This window comes from Pseudomonas sp. Ant30-3, from assembly GCF_000690905.1.
Taxonomy (GTDB): domain Bacteria; phylum Pseudomonadota; class Gammaproteobacteria; order Pseudomonadales; family Pseudomonadaceae; genus Aquipseudomonas.
Map to the genome: position 1 here is coordinate 52,893 of NZ_JMCL01000031.1, position 23,677 is coordinate 76,569.

The window sequence follows — 23,677 nt, forward strand, 5'->3', positions numbered from 1 at the left end:
CCGCCAATTTTCATCGATCAAAGGAGACGCTCACATGCCAGACGCATTGACCCTCAACCAACGATTCGTACTGGCGTCCCGCCCGACAGGCGCGCCGACCCCGGAAAATTTCCGTCTGGAAAGGGAAGCCCTGCCTGATCTCGCCGATGGTCAGGTGTTGCTGAAGACCCTTTACCTGTCGCTTGATCCCTACATGCGCGGGCGTATGAGTGACGCTCCGTCCTACGCGGCACCGGTAGAAATCGGTGAAGTGATGACCGGCGGTGCTGTCAGCCGCGTCGAGCGCTCACTTAATCCGAAATTTCATGAAGGGGATTTGGTCGTCGGCGCGACGGGATGGCAGAGCCACAGCATCAGCGACGGGCGCGACATCATGCCGGTGCCGTCCGGTCTGCCAAGCCCATCAATGGCGCTGGGTGTGTTGGGCATGCCCGGGATGACCGCGTACATGGGCCTGATGGACATCGGCCAACCGCAAGAAGGCGAAACCCTGGTCGTGGCCGCCGCGTCTGGTGCTGTCGGTTCGGTTGTCGGCCAAGTGGCGAAGATCAAGGGCCTGCGCGTGGTAGGCGTGGCCGGCGGCGCGGAAAAATGCCGCTACGTGGTGGAAGAGCTGGGGTTCGACGCCTGTGTCGACCATAAGAGCGACAATTTCGCCGAAGAGCTCGCTCAAGCCTGCCCCGAGGGCATCGACATCTATTACGAAAATGTCGGCGGCAAGGTGTTCGACGCCGTTGTGCCATTGCTCAACGCCAAGGCACGCGTGCCGCTGTGCGGTTTGATCGCCTCCTACAATGCGCACGAAGCGCCGAGTGGTCCGGATCGCCTGCCGTTGCTGCAGCGCACATTGCTGACCAAGCGGGTACGCATTCAAGGCTTCATCGTCTTTGACGACTACGGCGATCGTCAGCCGGAATTCGTCAGCGCAATGGCGCCGTGGGTACGCGACGGCAAGGTCAAGTTCCGGGAGGACGTGGTCGATGGACTGGAGAACGCACCCGAGGCATTCATCGGTCTGCTGGAAGGGCGCAACTTCGGCAAACTGGTGGTGCGGGTTGCTCAGGACTGAGTAATTGTCGCCCGCTATTTGACGCTCATCAGAGGCGCGGGTATAAACCGCGTCTCGTTATGTTGTCGGATGTTTCCTCATGAGCTTCAGCCCTTTGATTCGTCAACTGATCGATTCCCTGCGAATTCTGCCGGGCGTGGGTCAGAAAACTGCCCAACGCATGGCATTGCAGCTGCTCGAGCGTGATCGCAGCGGTGGCTCGCGTCTGGCATCGGCGTTGAGCCAGGCCATGGAAGGGGTGGGCCACTGCCGTTTGTGCCGCACACTCACTGAAGATGATCTGTGCCCGCAATGCGCCGACACCCGTCGCGACGACACGTTGCTTTGTGTGGTGGAAGGGCCGATGGACGTTTATGCGGTGGAGCAGACCGGGTTCCGCGGTCGCTATTTTGTGTTGAAGGGCCACTTGTCGCCGCTGGACGGCCTTGGGCCGGAAGCGATTGGCATTCCACAATTGCTCGAGCGCATTCAGCAAGCAGGCACGTTTACCGAAGTCATCCTCGCGACCAACCCGACGGTCGAAGGCGAAGCGACCGCACACTACATCGCCCAGTTACTCAATAACAAAGGTCTGATTGCCTCCCGCATCGCCCACGGCGTACCGCTGGGCGGCGAGTTGGAGTTGGTCGATGGCGGGACGCTGGCGCATTCGTTTGCGGGGCGTAAGCCGATAGCCTTGTAAAACTTGAAATGACGCCATCGCGAGCAGGCTCGCTCCCACATTGTATCTAGCGTTCACAAAATTCCTGTGGGAGCGAGCCTGCTCGCGATGCAAACAAATCGGTGCGTCGGCTTCACACAATCCTGTTGAAAACCAAGCAAGCGCTCGGTTAACTTCGCTGAACCCCTCAGTGGAGTTCGCCGATGCCTGCCTTTCAGGAATACTTCGATCCCGGCCACCAATTGGTCCGTGACAGCGTCAGACGTTTCGTCGAGCGCGAGATCCTTCCGGACATTGATCAGTGGGAAGAAGCTGAAAGCTTTCCCCGCGAGCTCTACCTCAAGGCAGGCGCAGCGGGCATCCTCGGCATCGGTTATCCCGAAGCGCTGGGCGGAAGCCACGAAGGTGACCTGTTCGCCAAGATCGCCGCCAGCGAAGAATTGCTGCGCTGTGGCTCCGGCGGGTTGGTCGCGGGCCTCGGCTCTCTGGACATCGGCCTGCCGCCGATTCTCAAATGGGCCCGTCCTGAAGTCCGCGAGCGCGTGGTGCCGGCCGTGCTGACCGGTGAAAAAATCAGCGCGCTGGCGGTGACCGAGCCCAGCGGCGGTTCCGACGTGGCCAATTTGCAAACCCGAGCCGTGCGCGAAGGTGATTTTTACCGGGTCAGCGGCAGCAAAACTTTCATCACCAGCGGTGTTCGCGCTGATTTTTACACCGTCGCGGTGCGCACAGGCGCAACCGGTTTCGGTGGCATCAGCCTGTTGCTGATCGAAAAAGGCACGCCGGGTTTCACGGTCGGTCGGCAGTTGAAGAAAATGGGCTGGTGGGCGTCGGACACGGCTGAGTTATTCTTCGACAATTGCCTGGTGCCTGTAGGCAATTTGATCGGCGCCGAGAACATGGGCTTCGCCTGCATCATGGGCAATTTCCAGAGCGAGCGCCTTGCCCTGGCACTGATGGCCAATATGACCGCGCAATTGGCGCTCGAAGAAAGCCTCAAGTGGGCCCGGCAGCGCGAAGCGTTCGGCAAGCCGATCGGCAAATTTCAGGTGCTTAAGCATCGCCTCGCCGAGATGGCCACGGCGCTGGAAGTGTCGCGGGAGTTCACTTATCGGCAGGCTGCAAAAATGGCGGCGGGGCAGAGTGTGATCAAGGAGATTTCGATGGCCAAGAATTTCGCCACCGACACGGCTGACCGGATCACCCACGATGCGGTGCAGATTCTCGGTGGTCTGGGATACATGCGCGAAAGTCTGGTGGAGCGGCTTTACCGCGATAACCGGATTCTGTCGATCGGCGGAGGGACGCGGGAAGTGATGAACGAGATCATCAGCAAGCAGATGGGGCTCTGACCCCGTGGTGTCGGAGCCAAAGCTTCGCTGTGGGAGCAAAGCTTGCTCGCGATGATCCCTGGAGTGCGCCGCCTTACTTATCAGTCAACGCGAACTGCGTCAGGCAAAACGTCGGTATGCCCATATCCTGCAATCGCTGCGAACCGTTCAGCTCTGGCAGATCAATAATCGCGGCCGCCTCATGCACCCGCGCGCCCATACGTCGAATCAGGTTCGCTGCTGCAATCAGGGTGCCGCCGGTGGCGATCAGGTCATCGAACATCACCACAGAATCACCTTCGCACAGGCTGTCGGCATGAACTTCGAGAAACGCTTCGCCGTACTCTGTCGCATAACCTTCAGCCAACACGTCGGCCGGCAGTTTGCCTTGCTTGCGGAACAGCACCAGCGGCTTGTTCAACTGATAGGCCAATACCGAGCCGATCAGAAAACCACGGGCATCCATGGCGCCGATGTGGGTGAAATCGGCCTCGACGTAGCGGTGCGCGAAACTGTCCATCACCAGGCGCAACGCTGTAGGCGATTGGAACAGCGGGGTGATGTCGCGGAAGATCACGCCGGGTTTCGGGAAATCGATCACGGGGCGGATCAGGGATTTGATGTCGAAGGAGTCGAAGACCATCGTCGAGGTGTCCTGGCAGGCTACAAACGACGCAGTATAACGGTGGCTGAACCGTTTCGCTCAGCCACCATCCATCGGATCAACTATCGATGGCGCCGCCCGCGAGCGCGCACAGCTGAATCGGGTCGAGAATGTGGATTTCCTTGCCCTCGGCAGCAATCAGCTCATTCTGCTGAAATCGCGTGAAAACCCGGGACACGGTTTCCACCGCCAGGCCCAGATAATTGCCGATTTCATTGCGCGACATGCTCAAACGAAACTGGTTGGCCGAGAAGCCGCGAGCCCGGAAGCGCGCCGACAGGTTGACCAGAAAAGTGGCGATGCGCTCGTCGGCAGTCTTTTTCGATAGCAGCAGCATCATTTGCTGGTCGTCGCGAATTTCCCGACTCATCACGCGCATCAATTGCCGGCGCAGTTGCGGCAACTGCAGCGCAAGTTCGTCCAGGCGTTCGAAGGGGATTTCACACACCGAGGTGGTTTCCAGCGCTTGCGCCGAGACCGGGTGCTTTTCAGTGTCCATACCCGACAGCCCGACCAGTTCGCTCGGCAAATGGAAGCCGGTGAGTTGTTCTTCACCGCCATCGCTCAGGCCAAAGGTCTTCAAGGCGCCCGAGCGGACGGCATAAACCGCTTCGAAAACGTCGCCCTGGCGGAACAGGAATTCGCCTTTTTTCAGCGGGCGACCGCGCTTGACGATTTCGTCCAGCGCATCCATGTCTTCCAGATTCAGTGACAGTGGCAGGCAGAGGGGGGCGAGACTGCAATCCTTGCAATGGGCCTGGGTGTGAGCACGCAATTTGACTGGCTTAGACATTTCTTCAATCCTTGTGGGAAAAACACACATAAGACGTAAGGGTAACCCACGACAGGACATTCAGGCCAGCTTGCGGCGATTTTGCCTTAGGCATTCAAATCACTCGGGAAAACCGTTGGCGGTGCTGTTGCTCCAGGTACGCGTCGAACACCATGCACACGGAACGGACCAATAGCCGGCCGGCGGGCAGCACGGTGATTTTTTCGTTATCGAGTTCGATCAGGCCATCGCTGGACATGCTTTGCAATTGCGGCCACAGCGCGCCGAAGTAGCCGCGAAAATCGATGTTGAAGGCCTGTTCAATGTCGGCAAATTCCAGATGGAACGTGCAGATCAACTGCTGGATGACCGCGCGGCGCAGGCGGTCATCGGCGTTGCATACCAAGCCGCGATGGGTCGCCAGTTGCGCCGAAGCCACGGCGTTCTGGTAGTGATTCAGGTCACTGCTGTTCTGACAGTACAGATCGCCTATCTGACTGATCGCCGAAACACCCAGACCGATCAGGTCGCAATGACCGTGGGTGGTGTAGCCCTGGAAATTGCGTTGCAGGGTGGATTCTTCCTGAGCAATTGCCAGCTCATCGTCGGGCAGCGCGAAATGGTCCATGCCGATGTAGCGATAGCCGGCGGCGGTCAGCTGCTCGATGGTGCGCTGCAGAATTTCCAGCTTTTGCGCAGCGGTCGGCAGCTCGTGGCTGTGAATGCGCCGTTGCGGCATGAAGCGTTCCGGCAGGTGCGCGTAGTTGAACACTGACAAGCGGTCGGGTTGCAGGCTGATGACTTCTTCGACTGTGCGGGCGAAGTTGTCCGGAGTCTGTTTCGGCAGGCCGTAGATCAGATCGATGTTGATCGAGCGAAACTGGAGGGTTCGCGCAGCATCCATCACTGCACGGGTTTCTTCGAGGCTTTGCAGGCGGTTGACCGCGCGTTGCACCGCTGGATCAAGATCCTGCAGGCCAATGCTGACCCGGTTGAAACCCAGTTCCCGCAGCAGGCCCATGGTCGACCAGTCGGCCTCCCGGGGGTCGATCTCAATACCGTAATCGCCGGAGTCGTCGTCCAGCAAGTTGAAGCTTTTGCGCAGTCGGGCCATCAGCTGGCGCAGTTCATCGTGGCTCAGAAAGGTTGGCGTGCCGCCGCCGAAGTGCAATTGCTCCACCTTTTGCGCCGGGTCGAGATGACAGCCAATCAACTGAATCTCCTGCTCGAGGCGTTGCAGGTAGGGCAAGGCGCGTCCGCGATCCTTGGTGATGACTTTGTTGCACGCGCAGTAGTAGCAAATGTTCGCGCAGAACGGCACATGCACGTACAGCGACAGCGGCCGCTGGGCCTTGCGGCTTTCGCGCAGAGCGTGGAAAAGGTCGAAAGTGCCAACATGGCTGTCGAACTGCACGGCCGTCGGATAGGAGGTATAGCGCGGTCCCGCGAGGTCGTATCGGCGGATCAGATCGGTGTCCCAACGAATGGCGTCGAGCATCATGCGGGCGTTCCCCGGATAGGCTGGCAGTGTCAGCCAGTCTATGAGGCAGGCGCTCGGGACGTGTTGATTTGCATCAAGGGAGCGCCGACCTGTAGCAGCTGCCGAAGGCTGCGATCTCCTAATGACCCATCAACCAATGCTGATGCGGGCCGGGCAGGGTCCAGAGGCCGAAGAGGATGACCAGCAAGCCGCCGGTCATGCGCACGCTGCGTTTGCGCAACAGCGCCGTGACGCGCTCGGCGGCCAGGCCGGTGGCGAGCAATACAGGCCAGGTACCGAGGCCGAAAGCCAGCATCAGCAATGCACTGTCGAGCGCATTGCCCTGGCTCGCTGCCCACAGCAACGTGCTGTAAACCAGTCCGCAGGGCAGCCAGCCCCACAGTGCGCCCAACAGGAGGGCGCGAGGCAGGCTCGAGACGGGCAGCAGTTTGTTGGCAACCGGTTGAATGTACCGCCACAGCCCGCGACCAAGGCTTTCGATGCGGGTGAGGCCGCTCCACCATCCCGCCAGGTACAGGCCCATGGCGATCAGCAGCAAACCGGCAAGGACGCGCATGAACATCGCCGCCGGACTGTTGGCAACAGCCCATCCCGCCAGCCCGATCAGCAACCCCGCCGTGGCATAACTGAGGATTCGTCCAAGGTTGTAAGCCAGCAGCAGACGAAAACGACGGCTGCGTTGTTCCTTGGGGATCGCCAGGGTCAGCGCACCCATCAAACCGCCGCACATCCCCAGGCAATGGCCGCCGCCAAGCAGGCCGAGGATTAGTGCAGACACCAGCAGTGGCGCCAACTCAAGCATGGGGTGGAGCCTTGTCGTCCGGTTTCACCGGCTGACCGCTGGCCTCATCGACGGCGGCCTGGTGATTCGGGTCCTGGTCGTCGAACAGAATGCTGTGGGCCGGGCCGTCGAGGTCGTCGTACTGACCGCTGTCGACTGCCCAGAAGAAAATATAGATCGCGATGCCAACGATCAGCAGCGCGGCCGGGATCATCACGTAGAGAGCTGGCATGGGTGAGCTCCATGCCCGCGCGGCTCAGGCCGGCAGCGGGCGGGTTTCTGGCGTGGCGTTGGCGGCGGGCGCGCTCGGCAGGCGAGTCAGGCGCAACGCGTTCAACACTACGGTCAACGAACTGATGGACATACCGACCGCGGCCCACACTGGCGTGATCCAGCCGAGGGCGGCAAACGGCAACATGAGGCCATTGTACAACCCGGCCCAGAGCAAATTCTCGATGATCACCCGCCGGGTCCGTCGAGCGAGACTGAAGGCTTGTACCAGCGCGTCGAGTCGATTGGAAAGCAGCACGGCATCGGCGCTGGTCTTCGCCAGATCAGTCGCCGAACCCATCGCCACGCTGATGTCGGCGGCGGCCAAAACCGGCACGTCGTTGACCCCGTCGCCGAGCATCAACACTTTGCGACCTTCCTTGTGCAGCTGCTGCAGCACCTGCAGTTTATCGTCCGGACGCAATCCGCCCCGGGCTTCATCGATGCCTAGTTGCGCCGCCACGCTGGCGACCATCGGCGAGCTATCGCCCGACAGCAGCAGCGTCCGCCAGCCGCGCGCCTTGCAGGCAGCAAGCAGCGCGGGCGCGTCGTCGCGCAAACGATCGTCGAGCACAAACCACGCCAGCGGCCCATCAGCGCCGCCAAGCAGCAGCCATTGACCCGGTTCATCGGGCATCGACGGAACGGCTGCACCACTCAATCCGCAGACAAATTCCGGCTGGCCAATCCGCAGACGTTGCTCGCCCACCAGGCCTTCAAGGCCCAGCCCCGGGGTGTTCTGAACGTCTTCAGCGGCCAGCGGTGCACGGCCAAACGCACGGGCAATCGGGTGTTCGGAGCGATTTTCCAGGGCGGCAGCAAGCCCCAGGCATTGATCGCTGTCGAGCGCGCCGAGCGGACGGATGGCACGCAGGGCCAGGCGTCCTTCGGTGAGCGTCCCGGTCTTGTCGAAAATCACCGTGTCGATCTGATTCAGGCCTTCCAGCACATGGCCGCGAGTCAGCAGCAAACCGAGCTTGTGCAACGTGCCGGTGGCGGCGGTAAGCGCGGTTGGTGTGGCGAGGGACAACGCGCACGGGCAGGTCGCGACAAGCATGGCGAGGACAATCCAGAACGCGCGCGAGGAATCCAGCTCCCACCAGACCAGACCGATGACGGCAGCGGTAATCAGCGACAGCAGCAAAAACCATTGCGCGGCCCGGTCGGCAATTTCCGCCAGCCTTGGCTTCTCGGCCTGGGCGCGGTCGAGCAGGCGCACGATCGCGGACAGCCGCGTGTCGTGCCCGAGCGCGAGCACTTCGACAGTCAGCGCGCCTTCCACATTCAGTGTGCCAGCGGTGACGGCATCGCCGGGCGTGCGGGGTTGCGGCAGGTATTCGCCGGTCAGCAGGGATTCGTCGACGCTCGACTGCCCCTCGAGAATCTTGCCATCCGCCGGAAGGATCGCGCCGGGATGCACCAGCACGTGATCGCCCACGCGCAATTCGCTGAGCAGGATGCGTTCGCTCTGGCCATCAGCGCTCAAGCGCAGGCACGAGGCCGGCAGCAGATTGACCAGTTGCGCGGTGGCGGCAGCGGTGCGTTCGCGGGCGCGGCGCTCCAGATAGCGCCCGGCCAGCAGGAACAGCGCGAACATGCCGACCGCATCGAAATACAGTTCACCCACGCCAGTGATCGAGGTCCAGATGCCGGCGATATAGGCGCTACCGATCGCCAGCGACACCGAAACGTCCATGGTCAGGTGCCGGGTGCGCAAATCACGCAGCGCGCCTTTGAAGAAAGGCGCGCAGCTGTAGAACACGATCGGTGTGGTCAGGAACAGTGCGACCCAGCGCAGAATGGTGTGCAGCTCGGGGCTGAGGTCGATGTTGAATTCCGGCCAGGTGGCCATGGTCGCCATCATTGCCTGAAACCACAGCAGGCCTGCGACGCCGAGTTGCCGCAGCGCCAGACGATTCTCGCCGGCCAGTTGTTCGCTGGCCCGGTCGGCTTGATAAGGATGACCGGCGTAGCCAATCTGGCGCAGTTCGCTCAGGACCTGGCTCAGCGGCAATTGCGCATCGGCCCAGCGTACATGCAGACGGTGATTGGACAGGTTCAGGCGCGCTTCGGCGACAGCGGGCAGGCTGCGCAAATGTTTTTCGATCAACCAGCCGCACGCGGCGCAGCTGATGCCTTCCATCAACAGGGTGGTTTCGGCGAGTTCGCCGTCGTGGCGGACGAAGGGTTGTTGCACGTCGGCGCGATCGTACAGCGCCAGCTCATCGACCAGTTGCACCGGCAAGCCTTCCGGGTTGGCCGAGGCTTCACTGCGATGCTGGTAATAGCTTTCCAGACCCCCGGCCACAATGGCTTCGGCCACAGCCTGGCAACCCGGACAGCAGAATTCGCGGGTATCCCCGAGGACGGCGGCGGTGAAGCGGCTGCCAGCCGGAACGGGCAGGGCGCAGTGGTAGCAGGGGGTTGGCGTGGTCATCATTCGGATCTATGTCGTCTGGAAGGGCCTCATCGCGAGCAGGCTCGCTCCCACATTTGATCTGTGTCTTGCACAAAATGTTGTACACCAGAAATCCACTGTGGGAGCGAGCCTGCTCGCGATGCGCGAAGCGCGACTTTAGTTTTTCAGGTCTTCGGCGCCTTGCAGCGGTTCGTCACCCAGCAGCATGTCCTTGTCGTGGCTGACCTGTTCTTCCTCGAACATGCGCCAGGTCTGGCCGTCCTGCACGCCTAGCAACTCGACAAAGCGTCGACCTTCAACCTTGTCGTTCACCTGGCCGATATAACGACCCGGTTCGGAGCCGCTTTGCACCAGGCTGATCTTGCGATCTTTTTCCGGCTGCGTCGGCGAAATCAGGTTCAGCTCGAGGCTGGCCGGTTGGCTGTTGCCGTTCAGGCGCACATCGACTTCGCCAGTCTCGCCGTCCAGGTGCACGTTGGCGCGCAGCAGCAGGGTTTGGGCCAACAGTTCACGGTCCAGTGACCGGTTGATGCCTTTGCCGGCTTCGTAATAGTTGTCGTTGACCAGGTTGTCCGGGTTTTTCACCGCGATGGTCACCATCGACAGCGTCAGCGTCACCGAGCACGCCAGAATGGCAATGATGATCCAGGGCCAAAGGTGCTTGTACCAAGGACTTGCGGCGTTTGTTGCAGGCATGTTCACTTCTCTCAACGAATTTGTGGGCCGATGAATCGGCTCTTGGCTTCAACGTGAATCCCGGCGTCGTCGGCATCCTTGAGGATGAATTTCACCTCGTTGGTGCTCGACGGCAGCTTTTCCGGCGCCATGGAGAGCTCAACCGGCTGACTGAAGATTTCTCCGGCGGCGACTTTTATTTCTCGTCTGCCCTGCAGTTTGAGATCCGGCAGACCGACCGCGTCCAGCAGGTAAGTGTGATCGCGCTGGTCTTTGTTCATGATCTTCAGGCTGTAGACGTTCTCGATCCGGCCTTCGGCGTTTTCGCGGTACAGCACGCGATCCTTGCTGACGTCGAAGCCCACCAGCGAACGCATGAAAAACGCACCCGCGAGCAGCGCCATCATGGTCAGCAAGACCACGGCGTAACCGATCAGGCGCGGCCGCAGTTTATTGGTTTTCTGCCCCGACAGGTTGTGCTCGGTGGTATAGCTGATCAGGCCGCGCGGGTAGTCCATCTTGTCCATGATGCTGTCGCAGGCATCAATACAGGCGGCACAGCCGATGCATTCGACTTGCAGGCCATCGCGGATATCGATGCCGGTCGGGCAGACTTGAACGCACATTGTGCAGTCGATGCAATCGCCCAGCCCCATGGCCTTGTAGTCAACGCCTTTCTTGCGCGGACCACGGGACTCGCCGCGACGCGGATCGTAGGAAACGATCAAGGTGTCCTTGTCGAACATCACGCTCTGAAAACGCGCGTAAGGGCACATGTAAATGCACACTTGCTCACGCAGCCAGCCGGCATTGCCGTACGTGGCGAGGGTGAAGAAACCGACCCAGAAATACGACCAGCCATCAGCCTGGCCAGTGAAAAAGTCGAGGGTCAACTCGCGGATCGGCGAGAAATAGCCGACGAAGGTCATGCCGGTGGCGAAACCGATCAGCAACCACAAGGTGTGCTTGCTGAACTTGCGCAAGAACTTGTTGGCGCTCATCGGCGCCTTGTCGAGCTTGATGCGCTGGTTGCGGTCGCCTTCGGTGACCTTCTCGCACCACATGAAAATCCATGTCCAGACGCTTTGCGGGCAGGTATAGCCGCACCAGACGCGGCCGGCGTAAACGGTGATAAAGAACAGGCCGAAGGCACTGACGATAAGAATGCCCGAGAGCAGGATGAAGTCTTGTGGCCAGAAGGTCGCACCGAAGATGAAGAACTTGCGTTCGGGCAGATTCCACCAGACTGCCTGATGGCCGCCCCATTTCAACCAGACCGTACCGAAATAAAGCAGGAACAGGCCGGCGCCGCCGATCATGCGCAAATTGCGGAACAGACCGGTGAAAGCACGGGTGTAGATTTTCTCTCGCGATGCGTAAAGATCGACGGTTTTGCTCGCGTCTTTGGCAGGCGGAGTGACGTCGTGTACCGGAATCTGGTTGCTCATCAGTTGCATCCCACGGCAGTGGAAAATTGCCTCGGTCAGTACATGCCGACCGCGGTCAAAAGGGATGTTGCAGTGGCGCAATGATACGCCTGTCGCTCTGGATCAAGGGTGCGACCTTTGGTCGCGTTGGGATAATTCAATTGATGGTGTAATGACTTGAATCAATTGACAGGTGAATTATGGACCGTTTCGAGAAGCGCGGCGCTTATTCAGTCCAAGGGTTGAGCAGGGCGACGCCACTGGATTGAAAGTCACCGACGTTGCGGGTGACGACGGTCAGTCCGTGTACCAGAGCAGTCGCAGCGATCAGTGAATCGCTCTCGTTGGCGCGGTCTGGCACATGCAGACCCGCACAGCGCAATGCTACAGCGGCGTCAACCGGAAGGATGCGGGCATCGAACGCCGGCATGACATGTCGCTTGAGCCAGCTGCGCAATATCTTGCCCTGCGCGGCGTCCCGTCGCTCCATGCGCAGCACACCGGTTTCCAGCTCCTTCAAGGTGATCGCCGAGATGAACATGCGTGGCGCGATGACGCTCTTCGCCCAAGCCACAACGTTTGGGTCAGCGTGAGGTTTGCGCAGCTCGGAAATAACGTTGGTATCCAGTAAAAACATCAGGACAGGTCCACAGGGCGATGAGTGATGACGGCGCGCTCGGTCTCGAACTCGATGTCTGCCGCTTCCGGCATCATCAACAGGTCGACAATGCTTGCGTTCACGCCAGTCAGTTTTTGATAGTCCTCAATGCTTAGCAGTACATGAGCTGGCTTGCCACGGTCGGTGATGATAACCGGGCCTTGGCAAGCAGCTTTTTTGGCACTGCTTGTGTCCTGGTTGAATTCGCGGCTGGAAATGGTAGTGATCGACATGTTCGCCGTCCCGTGTGAGATTCTGTTGTAGAAACGTTACTACCTTAAAAATCATCTCACAACCCGGAGGCATCGAAATATCCTGCCTCCGGTCGCAACGTCAGAAAAAATCCTTAAAAAAAACCCCGTCCATTCACATGGACAGGGCCTTTTTTGTTGCGTCAGGCGTTTGCCTTACTGCTTGTCTTCCGCCGGAGCTTTCTCGCCATGCGAGAGGCTGTAGACGTAAGCGGCCAGCAGGTGAACCTTGTCGTTGCCTTGCAAATCCTGCTGCGCAGGCATCTGGCCCTGGCGACCGTAACGGATGGTCTGCTGCAGTTGTGCGAAGCTCGAGCCGTAGATGAACGCGCCCGGATGTGTCAGGTCAGGTGCGCCCATGGCCGGCGTGCCTTTACCGGCAGGACCGTGGCAAGCCACGCAGTTGGCCGCGAACAATTTCTGCCCGGCGACCGGGTCAGCCTTGGCGCCTTCCGGCAGCTTGCGGCCATCCAGGTTGGTCACGACGTACGCAGCAACATCAGCCACGCCTTGCTCGCCGATCACTTCCGCCCAGGCTGGCATCACGGCGTGACGGCCGCCCATGATGCTGGTCTTGATGGTTTCTGCCTCACCGCCCCAGCGCCAGTCGGCGTCGGTCAGGTTCGGGAAGCCATAGGCGCCTTTGGCGTCGGAGCCGTGGCAGACCGAGCAGTTGGAGGCGAACAGACGGCCACCCATCTTCAGGGCTTGCGGGTCCTTGGCGACTTCTTCGATAGGCATGGAAGCGAACTTGGCGAAAATCGGCCCGAAACGGGCGTCCGACTTGGCCATTTCCTTTTCCCACTCGTGAACGCCGGTCCAGCCGCTCTGGCCGTTGGCGAACGCGGTCTGCTTCTCGTTATCCAGGTAGTTGTAACCTGGCAGCAGGCCTTTCCAGTTGCCCAGGCCCGGGTACAGCACCAGGTAACCCAGCGCGAAGATGATGGTGCCGACGAACAGCATGAACCACCATTTTGGCAGTGGGTTGTCGTACTCCTCGATCCCGTCGAAAGAGTGGCCGACTGTTTCTTCCGTCTGCTCGGCGCGCTGACCCTTGCGGGTGGACAGCAGCAGCCAGGTCAGGGCGAAGATGGTGCCCAGACTGAGGACTGTGACGTACAGACTCCAGAACGTAGTCATTCTTTGTTACTCCTAGAAGCTTGCTCGACGTGCTTGATGGCTTCGGGATCATCCGCGAAAGGCAGCAAGGTCGCGTCTTCAAACTCCGACTTGCGCTTGGGGCTGAACACCCACAGCGCCAGTCCGATGAAGGCCACCATTACAACAACGGTGCCCAGGCCACGAATCATCCCGATATCCATCTAAATCACCGTTTGCTTTTGATGATGGTGCCCAGGCCTTGCAGATAGGCCACCAGCGCGTCCATTTCGGTTTTGCCCTTCACTGCATCCCTGGCACCGGCGATGTCTTCGTCGGTGTAAGGGACGCCGAGCGTGCGCAAGACTTCCATTTTCTTCGCGGTGTCTTTGCCGTCGAGCTTGTTTTCCACGAGGAACGGGTAGGCCGGCATTTTCGACTCCGGCACTACGTTGCGCGGGTTGTACAAATGCGCACGCTGCCAGTCATCGGAGTAACGACCGCCGACACGGGCCAGGTCCGGACCGGTGCGTTTGGAACCCCACAGAAACGGGTGATCCCAGACGCTTTCACCGGCTACCGAATAGTGGCCATAGCGTTCGGTTTCAGCACGGAACGGGCGGATCATCTGCGAGTGGCAGCCGACACAACCGTTGGCCATGTAGACGTCGCGGCCTTCCAGTTCAAGCGCGGTGCGGGGCTTCATGCCTTCAACCGGCTTGTTGGTGACGTCCTGGAAAAACAGTGGAACGATTTGCGTCAGGCCGCCGATGCTGACGGCGATGACCATGAAGAAGGCCAGCAGGCCAATATTCTTCTCGACTGCTTCATGCTTCATCAGTGAGCTCCAACTACAGCAATCTGTTCAGCAGCTTTGGCTTCAGCCGGGTTCGAGGCACGTACGGTACGCCATACGTTGTAGGCCATGAACAGCATGCCGCTGGCGAAGAACGCACCGCCCACGGCGCGGACGATGAAACCAGGATGACTGGCTTGCAGCGCTTCGACGAACGAGTAGGTGAGGGTGCCGTCATCGTTGATTGCACGCCACATCAGACCCTGGGTAATGCCGTTGACCCACATCGACGCGATGTAAAGCACGGTACCGATGGTCGCGAGCCAGAAGTGCGTGTTGATCAACGCGATGCTGTGCATCTGCGCACGACCGAACAGTTTCGGGATCATGTGATAGATCGCGCCGATCGAGATCATCGCTACCCAGCCGAGCGCGCCGGCGTGTACGTGGCCGATGGTCCAGTCGGTGTAGTGCGAAAGCGAGTTGACGGTCTTGATGGCCATCATCGGGCCTTCGAAGGTCGACATGCCGTAGAACGCCAGCGAGACGACCAGGAAGCGCAGGATCGGGTCGGTGCGCAACTTATGCCAGGCGCCCGACAGGGTCATCATGCCGTTGATCATGCCGCCCCAGCTTGGAGCCAGCAGGATGATCGACATCGCCATGCCCAGCGACTGCGCCCAGTCCGGCAGCGCGGTGTAGTGCAAGTGGTGAGGGCCGGCCCAGATGTACAGGGTGATCAGCGCCCAAAAGTGCACGATGGACAGGCGATAGGAGTAGATCGGGCGCTCGGCCTGCTTCGGCACGAAGTAGTACATCATCCCGAGGAAGCCGGTGGTCAGGAAGAAACCCACCGCATTGTGGCCGTACCACCACTGGATCATCGCATCCGTAGCGCCCGAGTAGGCGGAGTAGGACTTGAACAGGCTGACCGGGAGCGAGGCGTGGTTGACGATGTGCAGCATCGCCGTCACAACGATAAAAGCACCGTAGAACCAGTTACCGACATAGATATGCTTGGTCTTGCGCTTGACGATGGTACCGAAGAACACCAGCGCGTAAACGATCCACACAATGGCCAGCAGAATAGCCAGCGGCCATTCCAGCTCGGCGTATTCCTTGGTGGTGGTCAGACCCATCGGCAGGGTGACGATTGCGCCGATGATTACTGCTTGCCATCCCCAGAAGTGGAAGGCCGCAAGGCTGTCGGAAATCAGTCGCGTTTGGCAGGTTCGCTGCACGACGTAATAAGAAGTGGCAAACAGTGCACAACCACCGAAGGCAAAAATCACCAGGTTGGTGTGCAACGGGCGCAGGCGTCCAAAGCTCGTCCATGCCAGACCGAAGTTCAACTCCGGCCAGACCAGTTGCGAGGCGATGAAGACACCGAGCCCCATGCCAAGGATCCCCCAGACCACCGTCATGATGGCGAACTGGCGGACTACCTTATAGTTATAAGCAGTCGGACTGATTGCTGTGCTCATTCTAAGGTTCCACGGTTTGGGTGTTTTATTAGGAGTAAAAATCGGCCGCAAGTATGTAGAAAGCGGGGGGTCATTGCAACGCGCCATGACCTGCGTCAATGCTTTCAGAAGCTGATTCTGCGGCCTTTCCATGCGCCGCGTAAGGGCAAAATTACCCATGGACAAAATGTCGCAGTGAGCGAACAGGTCAGAGGGTTCAAGTCATCTGTAACGGGGTGTGTTCAAACGCAGAGGGCAGGATAATGTCCGTAATGAGCACCATAGCCGTTAACTACCTGCCTTTGCGGCCTGTCCTTGAGCAAATGTGTTCAAACACATCAGATGAAATCGACTATTTACCGGCAGATATTCGCCGCATCGGGGAAAGCTTAGACCCGAATGCGGGGAACCGAAAGGCGTACCAAGGGAGGGTGCGACACTTGGTCGCAAAGGGGCAGGGAACTGCCGCATTCCGCTGGAATGCAGCAGTAGAGCGGTCGAGAACTATTCGCTTTTGCGTTCAGCCTGCAGGCGTTCTGTATCCAGCCCATGCGAGAGGCTGTACACATAAGCCGCCAACAGTTGCACTTTATCATTGCCGAGCAACTCGTTCTGCGCCGGCATATGACCCTGACGACCATGGCGTATGGTCTGCTGCAGTTGCGCCAGGCTCGTCCCGTAGATGTAGCCGGCCGGTTGCGTCAGATTCGGCGCGCCCATGGCCTCGGTGCCTTGACCGTTGGCTCCATGACAAGCCGTGCACGTGGCGGCGAACGCTTGCTGCCCGGCCTGCAGATCGGCACTGGTGTCCGCTGGCAACGGCAACCCGGCCAGTTCATGACGTACATAAGCGGAGACATTCTTCACGCCCGCCTCTCCGAGAATCTCACCCCAGGCCGGCATCGCCGCCATGCGCCCACCCATGATCGTGGTCTTGATCATTTGCGCATCGCCGCCCCAGCGCCAGTTATTGTCGGCGAGGTTGGGGAAACCGAACGCGCCCTTGGCATCCGAGCCGTGGCACACGGAGCAGTTGGAGGCGAACAGGCGTCCACCCATTTTCAACGCCTGCGGATCTTTAGCCACTTCCTCCAGCGGCATCGCGGCGAATTTGGCGAAGATCGGCCCGAACCGGGCGTCCGCCTTGTTCATTTCCCTTTCCCATTCGTGGACGCCGGTCCAGCCGTCCTCGTACCCTGGCAGAATGCCTTTCCAGTTGCCCAGGCCGGGATAAAGCACCAGATAGCCGACGGCGAATACCAGCGTGCCGGCGAACAGCACGAACCACCACTGCGGCAGCGGATTGTCATACTCCTCGATGCCGTCGAAGCTGTGGCCCATGGTCTGGTCGACGCTGCCCTTGGTTTCGCCCTTGCGCGTGCCGATCAGCAGCCAGGTCAGGCCGATCAGGCTGCCGATGGTCAGTACGCAGATCCACGTACTCCAGAAAGTGGTCATGGGCGGGTGCTCCTCGTGACGGGTTCTTGAGTGCTGTCGGTGGGTGGCTCGTCGGCAAATGGCAACAGGCGCGCTTCGGCGAAATCCGCATTGCGCTTGCGATTGAAAACCCACAACGTCAGCCCGATGAAGGCCACGAACACCACGACCGTGCCCAGGCCGCGGATCATTCCGCTGCTGATCTCACTGATGATTTCAAAGGGCATGGCTCACCTCTTGCTCTTGATCGCAGTGCCGAGCACTTGCAGGTAGGCGACCAAGGCGTCCATTTCGGTCTTGCCCTTGAGCGATTCCGTGGCGCCGGCGATGTCTGCGTCGGTGTACGGCACGCCGAGGGTGCGCATTGTCTTGATCTTGCTTTCGGTGTGGCTGCTGTCGAGTTGATTGGCCACCAGCCACGGATAGGCCGGCATTTTCGATTCCGGCACGACGTTGCGCGGGTTGTACAAATGCGCGCGGTGCCAGTCTTCGGAATAGCGACCGCCGACCCGCGCCAGGTCCGGACCGGTGCGCTTGGAGCCCCACAGAAACGGGTGATCCCATACGCTCTCTCCGGCCACCGAGTAATGCCCATAGCGCTCGGTCTCGGCGCGGAACGGCCGGATCATTTGCGAGTGGCAACCGACGCAGCCTTCACGGATGTAAATGTCGCGACCTTCCAGTTGCAATGCGGTGTACGGCTTCATGCCTTCCACCGGTTTGTTGGTCACGTCCTGAAAGAACAGCGGGACGATCTGGGTCAAGCCGCCGATGCTTACGGCCAGGACCATCAGCAGCATCAGCAGGCCGACGTTTTTCTCGATTGTTTCGTGTTTCATGGCGGACTCCTCAAGCCATCTGCGCGGCAGCGGCGACTTCGGCAGGCTGCGAGGCCCGCACGGTGCGCCAGGTGTTGTAGGCCATCAGGAACATGCCACTGAGAAAGATCGCGCCACCGACCAGTCGCACGACGAAGCCCGGGTGGCTGGCCACCAGGGTTTCGACGAAGGAGTAGGTCAGCGTGCCGTCTTCGTTGATCGCGCGCCACATCAAGCCCTGGGCGATGCCGTTGACCCACATCGAGGCGATGTAGAGCACGGTGCCGATAGTGGCGAGCCAGAAGTGCGCGTTGATCAGGCCAATGCTATGCATCTGCGCGCGGCCGAAGATTTTCGGAATCATGTGGTACAGCGCGCCAATCGAAATCATCGCCACCCAGCCGAGCGCGCCGGCGTGAACGTGGCCGATGGTCCAGTCGGTGTAGTGGGAGAGGGCATTGACGGTCTTGATCGCCATCATCGGGCCTTCGAAGGTCGACATGCCGTAGAACGCCAGCGACACCACGAGGAAGCGCAGGATCGGATCGCTGCGCAACTTATGCCAGGCGCCCGAGAGCGTCATCATCCCGTTGATCATCCCGCCCCAGCTCGGTGCCAGCAGGATCAGCGACATCACCATGCCCAGCGACTGCGCCCAGTCCGGCAGCGCGGTGTAGTGCAAATGGTGCGGGCCGGCCCAGATGTACAGGGTGATCAGCGCCCAGAAGTGCACGATCGACAAGCGATAGGAATACACCGGGCGCTCGGCCTGTTTCGGCACGAAGTAGTACATCATCCCGAGGAACCCGGCAGTCAGGAAAAAGCCTACCGCGTTGTGCCCGTACCACCACTGCACCATGGCGTCGGTCGCCCCGGCGTACACCGAATAGGATTTTCCGAAGCTCACCGGCAGCTCAAGGTTGTTGACGATGTGCAGAATCGCCACGGTGACGATGAACGCCCCGAAAAACCAGTTGCCGACGTAGATGTGTTTGGTCTTGCGCTGCATGATCGTGCCGAAGAACACCACGGCGTAGGCGACCCAGACAATGGTGATCAGAATGTCGATCGGCCATTCCAGTTCGGCGTATTCCTTGGAGCTGGTGTAGCCCAGCGGCAGGCTGATGGCCGCGAGCAGAATCACCACTTGCCAGCCCCAAAAGCAGAATGCGGCGATTCTTGGCGCGAACAACTGCGCCTGGCAGGTGCGCTGCACCGAGTAGAACGAGCTGGCGAACAGCGCGCAGCCTCCAAAAGCAAAGATCACCGCGTTGGTGTGCAATGGGCGCAGGCGGCCGAAACTGGTCCACGGCAAATCGAAATTGAGTTCGGGCCAGACCAATTGAGCCGCGAGAAAAACCCCGAGCCCCATGCCGACGATGCCCCACACCACCGTCATAATGGCGAATTGGCGGACCACCTTGTAGTTGTAGGCGGTACTGATAGAAGTGTTCATGGTTCCCCATCCACGGTTCAGTCGAGGTGATCGCGCTTGCGATAAAGCAGCGCGTCCCTTGTCTGGAGTTATAGGCAGACTAAAAGCGAGGCAAGCATGACCAAACAGCACAAGGCCAGTATTGACGGGGATCAATGGGCGCAGTGTGTGCGCGAACATGGCTGGCTGTGGAACGCAGCGGCGGGACCGGCCTCGGCCACGCTGATTCTGGCCCATGGGGCCGGCGCGCCGATGGACAGTGCCTGGATGAACGACATGGCTGGACGCCTTGCTGCGCATGGGATCAACGTGCTGCGCTTCGAGTTTCCATACATGGCGCAACGGCGTGTCGACGGCGGCAGACGGCCACCCAACCCTGCGCCGAAACTGCTGGAATGCTGGCGTGAGGTGTACGCCGTGGTGCGACGCCATGTCACTGGGCAGTTAGCAGTCGGCGGCAAATCCATGGGCGGGCGGATGGCCAGTTTGCTCGCGGATGAATTGGGCGCGGATGCGCTGGTGTGCCTGGGGTATCCGTTTTACGCGGCGGGAAAACCGGAGAAACCTCGGGTTGAGCATCTGGCCACTTTGAAAACGCCGACGCTGATTGTGCAAGGCGAAAGGGATGCGCTGGGCAATCGCGAGACGGTTGAAGGGTATGAGTTATCGGCGCAGATCGAGGTGTTTTGGTTAGCCGCGGGGGATCATGACTTGAAGCCGTTGAAGGTTTCGGGGTTTACCCATGAGCAGCATTTGGCGGCGGCTGCGCAGGCCGTGGTCAGTTTTTTGCACCGATGATTGCGCCAAGGCCGATCCACCGATCAGCCCTTGTCTGGAGCTAGAAGTCATTCAGGTCAGGAAAATGAAGCTTGCCCACTATCCAGTGGTTCGACAATTTCGCACTGTATCGTTCGAAGAAATGAACCCCATTCTCCTCGGTTAGGGCGTCTGGACCTGTGACCGTCAAGAGCAAATACTCATCACGGAAAGTGTCATAGGCGTAGATCAGCCAGAAATCATTGGCAGCGTCGCCGCGTGCAGCGGTGCGGTAATACTGGCGATCGATTTTGGCCCAGCGCAGTTGTATCGATCGAGTGGACGCAAGGTGGATGTGGTGCATGAAGCCTAAGTCGAGTCGTTCATCCCGGCCAAAAATACCGGGTAACTCACTGCATATCTTGAAAGTGTGCGGCGAAATTTTGCCAGTTACTGATTTGTTCAAAAAGAGCAGAAATTTTGACCGCTGGCATTCAGGCCTACTTCGTAATGGGTAGCCCGCCACTGATCACAAATTTATCGAACACCTTCTGCCCATCACGCGCGGCCTGCCGAACATCCAGGAACGTCAGTTCACCACGAACTTCCTTTTTGCCGGGTTTGTCGGTCTTTCTGGTGGTGGCCATCGGAGCCTCCGAAGGATGTGTATTCATGCTGACCAGCTTATGTGAATAAGTTTTGAGCGGCAAACAATAGAGCTCGTCTCTGAAACAGACAAGTCGGTGGATTCTGGCTTGGTTGTAGGCTTTAGCCCATGAATTTCTAGGCTTGGGAAATCAGAAGAATTTGCCGGACATTTCATTCAGAACCGACAATAAAAAACCCGGAAGCTTTCGCCGTCCGGGTTTTGTTTTCCAGTATCTATCAGCGGTTAAACCGCTCCACCAGCGAATACTGGGTATTCGCCGTCTTCGTCAGTTCTTCACTCAGCAGCGCCGAGTGTTGCGCCTGCTCGGACGTTTGATCGGCCAGTTGCGAAATATTGCTGATGTTGCGACTGATCTCCTCAGCCACTGCGCTTTGCTCTTCCGTTGCCGCCGCAATTTGCGTGGTCATGTCGGTGATGTTCGCCACCGCTTCGCTGATCCCCACCAGCGCCTGATCCGCTTCCAGCACTCGCGCCACACCTTCTTCAGCCTGACGATGTCCGGCTTCCATGGTTTGCACGGCAGTGCTCGCGGTGTGCTGCAACTTGGCGATCAGCGCGTGAATCTGTCCGGTCGACTCGCTAGTGCGCTGCGCCAGTTGGCGAACTTCGTCAGCCACCACCGCAAAGCCGCGACCCATCTCGCCGGCGCGCGCCGCTTCGATCGCTGCGTTGAGTGCCAGCAGATTGGTCTGGTCGGCGATGCCTTTGATCACGTCGACCACGCCGCCGATTTCATCGCTGTCCTTGGCCAGTTGCGTGACGGTTTGGCCGGTTTCGCCAACCACCACCGACAACCGCTGAATGGCCTCGCGGGTTTCCCCGGCAATGTCGCGACCACGTCCGGTCAGGCGATTGGCTTCCTGAGTGGCGTCGGCCGTGCGTTGCACGTGGCTGGCGACTTCCTGGGTGGTGGCGGCCATTTGGTTGACGGCGGTGGCGACCTGCTCGGTTTCCACGCGCTGACGTTCCAGCCCGGTAGAGCTGTTATGTGCGAGCGTGTCGGACTGTTTCGCTTGCTCGGTCAGGTGCTCGGCAGTGTCCTGCAGACGGGTCAGACAGGTTCTCAGGCGGGCTTCCTGACTGAGAATCGACATTTCCAGACGTGCCTGAGCGCCGCGGCTGTCGGTGTACATCTGCGCGATCAGCGGGTCGGAGGTGGTCTGTTCAGCCAATCGCAGCAAGCGCTTGAGGCCACGCTGTTGCCAGCTCAAGCCCAGCAGGCCCAGTGGCACCGACAGGCCCGCCGCCAACGCAAAACCCCATTGCGAGGTAAGCGTCGCGCCGATCATGAAGCTCAACTGGCTGACCAGAATGAACGGCAGCCAGTCCTGAAGCACCGGCAGCCATTTGTCCGTCGAAGGAATGGCCGACTTGCCCTGGTTGATGCGTTGATAAAGCGCTTCGGCACGGCGAATCTGCTCGGCAGTCGGTTTAACCCGAACCGATTCGTAACCGATCACCTGCTTGCCTTCAAACACCGGCGTCACGTAGGCGTTAACCCAGTAATGGTCGCCGGTCTTGCAGCGGTTCTTGACGATGCCCATCCATGGCAGGCCTTGTTTCAATGTGCCCCACATGTGCGCGAACACCGCGGCCGGCACGTCGGGGTGACGGACCTGGTTATGCGGCGCACGGATCAGTTCGTCACGCGAAAATCCGCTGATCTCGACGAAGGCGTCGTTGCAGTAGGTGATCACGCCCTTGGCATCGGTGGTGGAAATCAACCGCTGCTGAGCCGGAAAAGTCCGTTCGCGTTGTGTAACAGGCTGGTTGTTGCGCATGGCTTTTTCAATCCGTGAGGCTTTGGGAGGTTGTCGGCGCCGTCAGGAATTTATTGAAGTTAATTTTTCAATAATCAGCGGCGCGTCGCAAAACCAGCGTTGCGTCAGCCGGCGAGCATCGGGTAGGTAAAAAGGCCGAAGTGCAGCAAGTTCAAGCCGAAATGGGTGGCGATGGCTGCCCCGAGCCCACCGAACCGGTAAGCCAGCCCATAACCTAGCCCGGCCAGCCCGGACAGCAACACCCACTGCCAGCCCGCGCCTGCGTGCACCAGGCCAAACAGCAAGGATGCGAGCAGCAACGCCAGATCCTCGCCATAAGGCAAGTGCTTGAAGCGCCGGCTCAGACCGCCCTGAATGTAGCCGCGAAACAGTGCCTCCTCGACCAGCGTCACCAGCAGCAGGTTATTGAGCACCCACAGCCACGCCTGATCGGGCCATTTCGGCGCCCAACTGATCAGCCCCAGCAACAGCGCGCCGCCCAGCGCCAGCACGCTGCTCAACACCAGGCCCAGCGCCGTGGCATAACAGGAAAGGCGCAGTGAGCGCCGGCCGACGATCCATGGGCAGACCAGCAATAACCAGAAACCAATCAGCGGTTTGTCCAGGTTCAGGTACATGGCGAAACGCACCGCATCATCGGTAAAACGCTGTGGCGCGATGACACGACCACCGTGAAAACCCGGCAACCAGTGCAACGCCAGCGCCAATGCCATGAACAGGAACAGTGCGTGACCGAGGTAAGGCGCAATGCGAATCTCCCGCTGGCGCACGGCAACGGCGGCGATCAGCAGCAACACCACCGAAAGTGTGGCGAGCCAGCTCAGTTGGCCGAAGATCAGCGCGAGTGCGTAGCCGAGGGAGAGGAGGGCGAGATACGTCCATGGCAGGGCGGGCATTTGATGTCCTAGTGTCAAGATTCCGCAGGCACCACTCATTTCCCTACA

Annotated in this window: 26 protein-coding genes; 4 read left to right on the forward strand and 22 right to left on the reverse strand. The window is 59.8% G+C overall.

What is annotated here, in order from left to right:
* Positions 1 to 34 precede the first annotated feature (34 nt).
* The 3 genes from DU29_RS0108805 to DU29_RS0108815 all read left to right on the forward strand — a co-directional run bounded on the left by DU29_RS0108805 (position 35) and on the right by DU29_RS0108815 (position 3,082).
* Complete coding sequence (locus DU29_RS0108805; protein WP_028621410.1) at positions 35 to 1,069, forward strand: NADP-dependent oxidoreductase; 1,035 nt, start codon at positions 35 to 37, stop codon at positions 1,067 to 1,069.
* A 79-nt stretch (positions 1,070 to 1,148) separates the two neighbouring features.
* Positions 1,149 to 1,751, forward strand: coding sequence for a recombination mediator RecR (gene recR, locus DU29_RS0108810; RefSeq protein WP_028621411.1), 603 nt, complete (start codon positions 1,149 to 1,151; stop codon positions 1,749 to 1,751).
* Between the two features lie 182 nt (positions 1,752 to 1,933).
* Positions 1,934 to 3,082, forward strand: a complete 1,149-nt coding sequence (locus tag DU29_RS0108815; RefSeq protein ID WP_028621412.1) for an acyl-CoA dehydrogenase family protein — start codon at positions 1,934 to 1,936, stop codon at positions 3,080 to 3,082.
* Positions 3,083 to 3,155: 73 nt separating this feature from the next.
* On the opposite strand, the gene DU29_RS0108820 is transcribed toward DU29_RS0108815, so the two are convergent.
* The 18 genes from DU29_RS0108820 to ccoN (DU29_RS0108905) all read right to left on the reverse strand — a co-directional run bounded on the left by DU29_RS0108820 (position 3,156) and on the right by ccoN (DU29_RS0108905) (position 19,547).
* Complete coding sequence (locus tag DU29_RS0108820; RefSeq protein ID WP_028621413.1) at positions 3,156 to 3,704, reverse strand: adenine phosphoribosyltransferase; 549 nt, start codon at positions 3,702 to 3,704, stop codon at positions 3,156 to 3,158.
* Between the two features lie 79 nt (positions 3,705 to 3,783).
* Entirely contained in the window at positions 3,784 to 4,518 is a 735-nt protein-coding gene (fnr, locus tag DU29_RS0108825; RefSeq protein WP_028621414.1) for a fumarate/nitrate reduction transcriptional regulator Fnr, read from the reverse strand.
* A 94-nt stretch (positions 4,519 to 4,612) separates the two neighbouring features.
* On the reverse strand, positions 4,613 to 5,995 hold the full coding sequence (hemN, locus tag DU29_RS0108830) for an oxygen-independent coproporphyrinogen III oxidase (protein WP_028621415.1): 1,383 nt from the start codon (positions 5,993 to 5,995) through the stop codon (positions 4,613 to 4,615).
* Positions 5,996 to 6,116: 121 nt separating this feature from the next.
* Positions 6,117 to 6,800 carry a sulfite exporter TauE/SafE family protein gene (locus DU29_RS0108835; RefSeq protein WP_028621416.1) on the reverse strand — a complete coding sequence of 228 codons (684 nt, stop codon included), beginning with the start codon at positions 6,798 to 6,800 and terminating at the stop codon, positions 6,117 to 6,119.
* A complete protein-coding gene (gene ccoS / locus DU29_RS0108840; RefSeq protein ID WP_028621417.1) occupies positions 6,793 to 7,011 on the reverse strand; it encodes a cbb3-type cytochrome oxidase assembly protein CcoS in 219 nt (72 codons plus the stop codon). The genes DU29_RS0108835 and ccoS overlap by 8 nt, the downstream gene beginning before the upstream one ends.
* A gap of 24 nt (positions 7,012 to 7,035) precedes the next feature.
* Positions 7,036 to 9,486 carry a heavy metal translocating P-type ATPase gene (locus tag DU29_RS0108845; protein WP_028621418.1) on the reverse strand — a complete coding sequence of 817 codons (2,451 nt, stop codon included), beginning with the start codon at positions 9,484 to 9,486 and terminating at the stop codon, positions 7,036 to 7,038.
* A 138-nt stretch (positions 9,487 to 9,624) separates the two neighbouring features.
* Positions 9,625 to 10,164, reverse strand: coding sequence for a FixH family protein (locus DU29_RS0108850; RefSeq protein ID WP_028621419.1), 540 nt, complete (start codon positions 10,162 to 10,164; stop codon positions 9,625 to 9,627).
* A gap of 11 nt (positions 10,165 to 10,175) precedes the next feature.
* Complete coding sequence (gene ccoG, locus DU29_RS0108855) at positions 10,176 to 11,591, reverse strand: cytochrome c oxidase accessory protein CcoG (RefSeq protein WP_028621420.1); 1,416 nt, start codon at positions 11,589 to 11,591, stop codon at positions 10,176 to 10,178.
* A gap of 205 nt (positions 11,592 to 11,796) precedes the next feature.
* Positions 11,797 to 12,207, reverse strand: a complete 411-nt coding sequence (locus DU29_RS0108860) for a type II toxin-antitoxin system VapC family toxin (RefSeq protein ID WP_028621421.1) — start codon at positions 12,205 to 12,207, stop codon at positions 11,797 to 11,799.
* Positions 12,207 to 12,461, reverse strand: coding sequence for a type II toxin-antitoxin system Phd/YefM family antitoxin (locus tag DU29_RS0108865; protein ID WP_028621422.1), 255 nt, complete (start codon positions 12,459 to 12,461; stop codon positions 12,207 to 12,209). Before DU29_RS0108865 ends, DU29_RS0108860 begins: the two co-directional genes overlap by 1 nt.
* A 174-nt stretch (positions 12,462 to 12,635) precedes the next feature.
* Entirely contained in the window at positions 12,636 to 13,619 is a 984-nt protein-coding gene (gene ccoP, locus DU29_RS0108870) for a cytochrome-c oxidase, cbb3-type subunit III (RefSeq protein WP_028621423.1), read from the reverse strand.
* Entirely contained in the window at positions 13,616 to 13,801 is a 186-nt protein-coding gene (locus DU29_RS0108875; RefSeq protein ID WP_003175465.1) for a CcoQ/FixQ family Cbb3-type cytochrome c oxidase assembly chaperone, read from the reverse strand. Before DU29_RS0108875 ends, ccoP (DU29_RS0108870) begins: the two co-directional genes overlap by 4 nt.
* 5 nt (positions 13,802 to 13,806) lie before the next feature.
* Entirely contained in the window at positions 13,807 to 14,415 is a 609-nt protein-coding gene (gene ccoO / locus DU29_RS0108880) for a cytochrome-c oxidase, cbb3-type subunit II (RefSeq protein ID WP_028621424.1), read from the reverse strand.
* Complete coding sequence (gene ccoN, locus DU29_RS0108885) at positions 14,415 to 15,857, reverse strand: cytochrome-c oxidase, cbb3-type subunit I (RefSeq protein WP_028621425.1); 1,443 nt, start codon at positions 15,855 to 15,857, stop codon at positions 14,415 to 14,417. The genes ccoO (DU29_RS0108880) and ccoN (DU29_RS0108885) overlap by 1 nt, the downstream gene beginning before the upstream one ends.
* Before the next feature lie 483 nt (positions 15,858 to 16,340).
* Complete coding sequence (gene ccoP / locus DU29_RS0108890) at positions 16,341 to 17,294, reverse strand: cytochrome-c oxidase, cbb3-type subunit III (protein ID WP_028621426.1); 954 nt, start codon at positions 17,292 to 17,294, stop codon at positions 16,341 to 16,343.
* Positions 17,291 to 17,500: a cbb3-type cytochrome oxidase subunit 3 gene (locus tag DU29_RS0108895; protein ID WP_442961285.1), complete on the reverse strand. Its 210-nt coding sequence runs from the start codon at positions 17,498 to 17,500 to the stop codon at positions 17,291 to 17,293. Before DU29_RS0108895 ends, ccoP (DU29_RS0108890) begins: the two co-directional genes overlap by 4 nt.
* 3 nt (positions 17,501 to 17,503) lie before the next feature.
* Positions 17,504 to 18,112, reverse strand: a complete 609-nt coding sequence (ccoO, locus tag DU29_RS0108900; RefSeq protein WP_028621428.1) for a cytochrome-c oxidase, cbb3-type subunit II — start codon at positions 18,110 to 18,112, stop codon at positions 17,504 to 17,506.
* A gap of 10 nt (positions 18,113 to 18,122) precedes the next feature.
* On the reverse strand, positions 18,123 to 19,547 hold the full coding sequence (ccoN, locus tag DU29_RS0108905; protein ID WP_028621429.1) for a cytochrome-c oxidase, cbb3-type subunit I: 1,425 nt from the start codon (positions 19,545 to 19,547) through the stop codon (positions 18,123 to 18,125).
* A 96-nt stretch (positions 19,548 to 19,643) separates the two neighbouring features.
* Here ccoN (DU29_RS0108905) and DU29_RS0108910 point away from each other — a divergent pair, with 96 nt between their 5' ends.
* A complete protein-coding gene (locus DU29_RS0108910) occupies positions 19,644 to 20,324 on the forward strand; it encodes an alpha/beta family hydrolase (protein WP_028621430.1) in 681 nt (226 codons plus the stop codon).
* Between the two features lie 40 nt (positions 20,325 to 20,364).
* Here DU29_RS0108910 and DU29_RS01000000129710 read toward each other — a convergent pair whose 3' ends face one another.
* The 4 genes from DU29_RS01000000129710 to DU29_RS0108930 form a co-directional block, all read right to left on the reverse strand.
* Positions 20,365 to 20,646, reverse strand: a complete 282-nt coding sequence (locus DU29_RS01000000129710; RefSeq protein WP_236645594.1) for a hypothetical protein — start codon at positions 20,644 to 20,646, stop codon at positions 20,365 to 20,367.
* Between the two features lie 136 nt (positions 20,647 to 20,782).
* Positions 20,783 to 20,929: a hypothetical protein gene (locus DU29_RS1000000132980; protein ID WP_177326950.1), complete on the reverse strand. Its 147-nt coding sequence runs from the start codon at positions 20,927 to 20,929 to the stop codon at positions 20,783 to 20,785.
* 238 nt (positions 20,930 to 21,167) lie between these two features.
* On the reverse strand, positions 21,168 to 22,733 hold the full coding sequence (locus DU29_RS0108925) for a methyl-accepting chemotaxis protein (RefSeq protein WP_028621431.1): 1,566 nt from the start codon (positions 22,731 to 22,733) through the stop codon (positions 21,168 to 21,170).
* A gap of 104 nt (positions 22,734 to 22,837) precedes the next feature.
* Complete coding sequence (locus DU29_RS0108930; RefSeq protein ID WP_028621432.1) at positions 22,838 to 23,629, reverse strand: CPBP family intramembrane glutamic endopeptidase; 792 nt, start codon at positions 23,627 to 23,629, stop codon at positions 22,838 to 22,840.
* Positions 23,630 to 23,677 lie beyond the last annotated feature (48 nt).